This window comes from Amycolatopsis kentuckyensis (assembly GCF_002155975.1).
GTDB lineage: Bacteria > Actinomycetota > Actinomycetes > Mycobacteriales > Pseudonocardiaceae > Amycolatopsis > Amycolatopsis kentuckyensis.
Genome location: NZ_MUMI01000272.1, coordinates 1 through 4,869, shown reverse-complemented (window position 1 = coordinate 4,869; position 4,869 = coordinate 1). Strand labels below are relative to the sequence as shown.

3 protein-coding genes are annotated in these 4,869 nt (G+C 72.2%); all 3 read left to right on the top strand.

The genetic code is table 11. The annotated features are described in order from the left end of the window. The first annotated feature begins 204 nt into the window (after positions 1-204). Positions 205-423: a hypothetical protein gene (locus CCN39_RS25960; RefSeq protein WP_086846216.1), complete on the top strand. Its 219-nt coding sequence runs from the start codon at positions 205-207 to the stop codon at positions 421-423. 113 nt (positions 424-536) lie between these two features. After that, positions 537-3,914 carry a pyruvate carboxylase gene (locus CCN39_RS25955; protein WP_086846214.1) on the top strand — a complete coding sequence of 1,126 codons (3,378 nt, stop codon included), beginning with the start codon at positions 537-539 and terminating at the stop codon, positions 3,912-3,914. Positions 3,915-3,930: 16 nt separating this feature from the next. After that, positions 3,931-4,719, top strand: coding sequence for an arginase family protein (locus CCN39_RS25950; protein WP_086846212.1), 789 nt, complete (start codon positions 3,931-3,933; stop codon positions 4,717-4,719). The last annotated feature ends 150 nt before the right edge of the window (positions 4,720-4,869 follow it).

The following is a 4,869-nucleotide window of genomic DNA, read 5'->3' as shown; positions in this document are numbered from 1 at the left end:
AGCTTCGGGGTGGTGGGTCACCGCGGGCCAGCTTCGGGGTGGTGGGTCACCACGGCCCAGCTTCGGGGTGGTGGCACAACGACCCGGCTTTGCCGAAACCCGGGAACCTTCGACGGCCCGCAAGCCCAGCCGACCGCCCGCCCCACCCGCCGTCTGGCGGCTGCGGCCCGACTCCGGAAAGCTGGGCCCCGAAGGAGGTGCGCCATGCCCGGATCCCCGTTCCCACGCCGGCTGCCTTCGTTCGACCTGGCCGAACTCGTCGGCCGGACAACCGAGGACGCCCGGCAGCGCTGCGAGCGCGACGGGTTCCACGTTCAGGTCATCGACCTCGACAAGACCGCCGCGGTCACGTTGGAATACCACTCGAACCGCATCCGGCTCGGCGTGCGGCGAGGTGTCGTCGAAGACTGCCACCAGGGGTGACCACCGAACCCCCTGGTCCGCATGATGTCCATCACCCGGGACTGAACTCCCGCAGAGCGGGAAGAACCGGGTAACGTGCGTTGACTTACCGATCCAAGAGGGAAGGACCGGGCATGTTCCGCAAGGTTCTGGTGGCCAACCGCGGGGAGATCGCGATCCGGGCGTTCCGCGCCGGCTACGAACTCGGTGCCGGCACGGTTGCCGTGTTTCCGCACGAAGACCGCAACTCGCTGCACCGCCTGAAGGCCGATGAGGCGTACGAGATCGGCGAACCCGGTCACCCCGTGCGCGCCTACCTCTCGGTCGACGAGATCGTCGCCGCCGCGAAGAAGGCGAAGGCCGACGCCGTCTATCCCGGGTACGGCTTCCTCTCGGAGAACCCCGATCTCGCGCGCGCGTGCGAAGAAGCGGGCATCACCTTCGTCGGGCCCAGCGCCGAGATCCTCGAACTCACCGGTAACAAGGCTCGCGCGGTCAAGGCCGCGCGGGAAGCCGGCGTGCCCGTGCTCGGGTCGTCCGAACCCTCGAGTGACGTCGACACCCTGGTCGCGGCGGCCGACGACCTCGGCTTCCCCGTCTTCGTCAAGGCCGTCGCCGGGGGTGGCGGGCGCGGTATGCGCCGCGTCGAGGACCCCGCCCTGCTGCGCGAGTCCATCGAGGCCGCCGCGCGCGAGGCCGAGTCCGCCTTCGGCGATCCCACCGTCTTCCTCGAGAAGGCCGTCGTCGAGCCGCGGCACATCGAGGTGCAGATCCTCGCCGACGGCGAAGGCAACGTCATCCACCTCTTCGAGCGCGACTGCTCGGTGCAGCGGCGCCACCAGAAGGTCGTCGAGCTCGCCCCGGCGCCGAACCTCGACCCCGAGCTGCGCGACCGCATCTGCGCCGACGCCGTCAAGTTCGCCCGGCAGATCGGCTACCGCAACGCCGGCACCGTCGAGTTCCTGCTCGACAAGCGCGGCAACCACGTCTTCATCGAGATGAACCCGCGCATCCAGGTCGAGCACACGGTCACCGAAGAGGTCACCGACGTCGACCTCGTGCAGTCCCAGCTGCGGATCGCCTCCGGGGAGACCCTCGCCGACCTCGGCCTGTCGCAGGACAAGATCTACCTGCGCGGCGCCGCGCTGCAGTGCCGCATCACCACCGAGGACCCGGCCAACGGCTTCCGCCCGGACACCGGGATGATCTCCGCCTACCGCTCGCCGGGCGGCTCCGGCATCCGGCTCGACGGCGGCACCGCCTTCTCCGGCACCGAGATCAGCGCGCACTTCGACTCGCTGCTGGTGAAGCTCACCTGCCGCGGCCGCGACTTCAAGACCGCCGTCGGCCGCGCGCGCCGCGCCGTCGCCGAGTTCCGGATCCGCGGCGTCGCCACGAACATCCCGTTCCTGCAGGCCGTCCTCGACGACGAGGACTTCCGCGCCGGCCGCGTCACGACGTCGTTCATCGAGGAGCGCCCGCAGCTGCTCACCGCGCGGCAGTCCGCCGACCGCGGCACGCGCCTGCTGACCTACCTCGCCGACCAGACGGTCAACAAGCCGCACGGCGAGCGCCCGAAGACGCCGGACGCCACGATCAAGCTGCCGAAGCTGCCGAAGGACGCCCAGCCGGCGGCCGGGTCGAAGCAGAAGCTCGCCGAGCTGGGCCCGGCCGGGTTCGCGGAGTGGCTGCGGAAGTCGCCGCACATCGGCGTCACCGACACGACGTTCCGCGACGCGCACCAGTCGCTGCTCGCCACCCGCGTCCGGTCGAAGGACCTGCTCGCGGTGGCGCCGGTCGTCGCGAACACGCTCCCCGAACTGCTGTCGCTGGAGTGCTGGGGCGGCGCGACCTACGACGTCGCGCTGCGGTTCCTCGCCGAAGACCCGTGGGAGCGGCTGGCCGCGCTGCGCGAGGCCGTGCCGAACATCTGCCTGCAGATGCTGCTGCGCGGGCGCAACACCGTCGGGTACACGCCGTACCCGACCGAGGTGACCACCGCCTTCGTCCAGGAGGCGACGAAGACCGGCATCGACATCTTCCGGATCTTCGACGCGCTCAACGACGTCGAGCAGATGCGCCCGGCCATCGAAGCCGTGCGCGAGACCGGCTCGGCCGTCGCCGAGGTGGCGCTCTGCTACACCTCGGACCTGTCCGACCCGGGCGAGAAGCTCTACACGCTCGACTACTACCTCAAGCTGGCCGAGCAGATCGTCGGCGCCGGGGCGCACGTCCTGGCGATCAAGGACATGGCCGGGCTGCTGCGCGCGCCCGCGGCGACCAAGCTGGTCACCGCGCTGCGCAAGGAGTTCGACCTGCCGGTGCACATCCACACCCACGACACCGCGGGCGGCCAGCTGGCCACCTACCTCGCGGCGATCAACGCGGGCGCGGACGCCGTCGACGGCGCGGTCTCGTCCATGGCGGGCACGACGTCGCAGCCGTCGCTGTCCTCGATCGTGGCGGCCACCGACCACTCGGCCCGCACCACCGGGCTCGACCTGCGGGCGATCGGGGACCTGGAGCCGTACTGGGAGAGCGTGCGCAAGATCTACGCGCCCTTCGAGGCCGGGCTCGCGTCGCCGACCGGGCGCGTCTACGACCACGAGATCCCCGGCGGGCAGCTGTCGAACCTGCGCACGCAGGCCATCGCGCTGGGCCTGGGCGACCGGTTCGAGGACATCGAGGCCATGTACGCGGCCGCGGACAAGATCCTCGGGCACCTGGTGAAGGTGACGCCGTCGTCGAAGGTCGTCGGCGACCTCGCGCTGCACCTGGTCGGCGCGGGTGTCTCGCCGGCCGACTTCGAGGCGGAGCCGAACAAGTTCGACATCCCCGACTCGGTGATCGGTTTCCTGCGCGGCGAGCTGGGCGACCCGCCCGGCGGCTGGCCGGAGCCGTTCCGCACCAAGGCCCTGGAAGGCCGGGCCGCCGCGAAGCCGGTCGTCGAACTGTCCGAAGAGGACCGTGCCGCGCTGGCGGCCCAACCGCGCCGGACGCTCAACCGGCTGCTGTTCCCCGGGCCGACGAAGGAGTTCGAGGCGCACCGCGAGGCCTACGGCGACACGTCGGTGCTGCCCAGCAAGGACTTCTTCTACGGGCTGCGGCCGGGGGAGGAGTACCCGGTCGACCTCGAGCCGGGCGTGCGGCTGCTCATCGAGCTGGAGGCGATCGGCGAGGCCGACGAACGCGGCGTCCGCACGGTGATGTCGACGCTGAACGGCCAGCTGCGGCCGATCCAGATCCGCGACCGCTCGATCGCCTCGGACATCCCGGCGACGGAGAAGGCCGAGAAGGGCAACCCGAAGCAGGTCGCGGCGCCGTTCGCGGGCGTGGTGACGCTGCAGGTCGCCGAGGGCGACACGGTCGAAGCCGGCGCGACGGTGGCGACGATCGAGGCGATGAAGATGGAGGCCTCGATCACGGCGTCGGCCGGCGGCAAGGTGGCCAGGCGGGCGATCACCGCGGTGCAGCAGGTCGAAGGCGGTGACCTTCTGCTGGTCCTCGAGTGAGCGATACGCTCGGCGGATGCTGATCAACGCCGTACCGCAACGGCAGGGCGCGGCGGGACCGCGCGCGGCGGAGCTGCCGAACGGCTGTGTGGCCCTCGCGGAGCTGGCCGGGCATGTGCTCGGCCGGCCCGTGCACCACGTCCGCCAGACGCAGGCGGTGTCCGAAGTGGACCGTGGCGTGGTGTCCCGCGCGGTGCTGACGGGCCCGAACCGGGCGGCCCAGCTGGCGGCCCTGGAGGCCCCGGGCGGCCCGGTGCTGACGATCGGTGGCGACTGCGGGGTCGAGCTGGTTCCGATCGGCGTCGCGCGGTACCGGTACGGACCCGGGCTGGGTGTCGCGTGGTTCGACGCCCACCCGGACCTGAACACCGCGGAATCGTCGCCGTCGGGGGCGTTCCACGGGATGGTGCTGCGGTCGCTGTTCGGCGAGGGCGACCCGGAGTTCGCGGCGGACCCGGCGCTGGAGCCCGGCCGGGTGGCCCTCGCCGGGACGCGCGTGTTCGACCCGGAGGAAGAGGCGGCGGTGGCGCGGGGCCTGGCGGTGACGTCGGTCGAGGCGCTGGCCGGCGTGGAGCAGCTGTACGTGCACGTGGACCTGGACGTGCTGGACGCGCGCGAGTTCGCGGGGCTGAACCACCCGGAGCCGGACGGCTGGACGATCGCGCGGCTGGTGTCGGAGCTGGACGCGCTGGCCCGGTTCGAGGTGGTCGGCGCGGGGATCACCGAGTGCGTGGGGACGCCGCGCGAGGTCGAGGTCCTGGAGCCGGTGGTGGCCGCGGTGGGGCGACTGCTCGGGGGGAAGTAGGCCGGGTGTCCCGGGCTGGTGCCTTCGGGGCGCGAGGGGCGGCTCAGCCCGGCCAGGCGGCGCGGACCGCTTCCACCGCCGCCGCCTCGTCGGCGCCGAGGTCCCGGGCCTGCGCCGCGAACTCCGCCGCGGCCGCCGCCAGCAACCCCT

Excerpts from the sequence above, each read along its gene's own strand:
- CCN39_RS25960 (WP_086846216.1), top strand. The coding sequence starts at position 205 with ATGCCCGGATCCCCGTTCCCACGCCGGCTGCCTTCGTTCGACCTGGCC.
- CCN39_RS25955 (WP_086846214.1), top strand. The coding sequence starts at position 537 with ATGTTCCGCAAGGTTCTGGTGGCCAACCGCGGGGAGATCGCGATCCGG.
- CCN39_RS25950 (WP_086846212.1), top strand. The coding sequence starts at position 3,931 with ATGCTGATCAACGCCGTACCGCAACGGCAGGGCGCGGCGGGACCGCGC.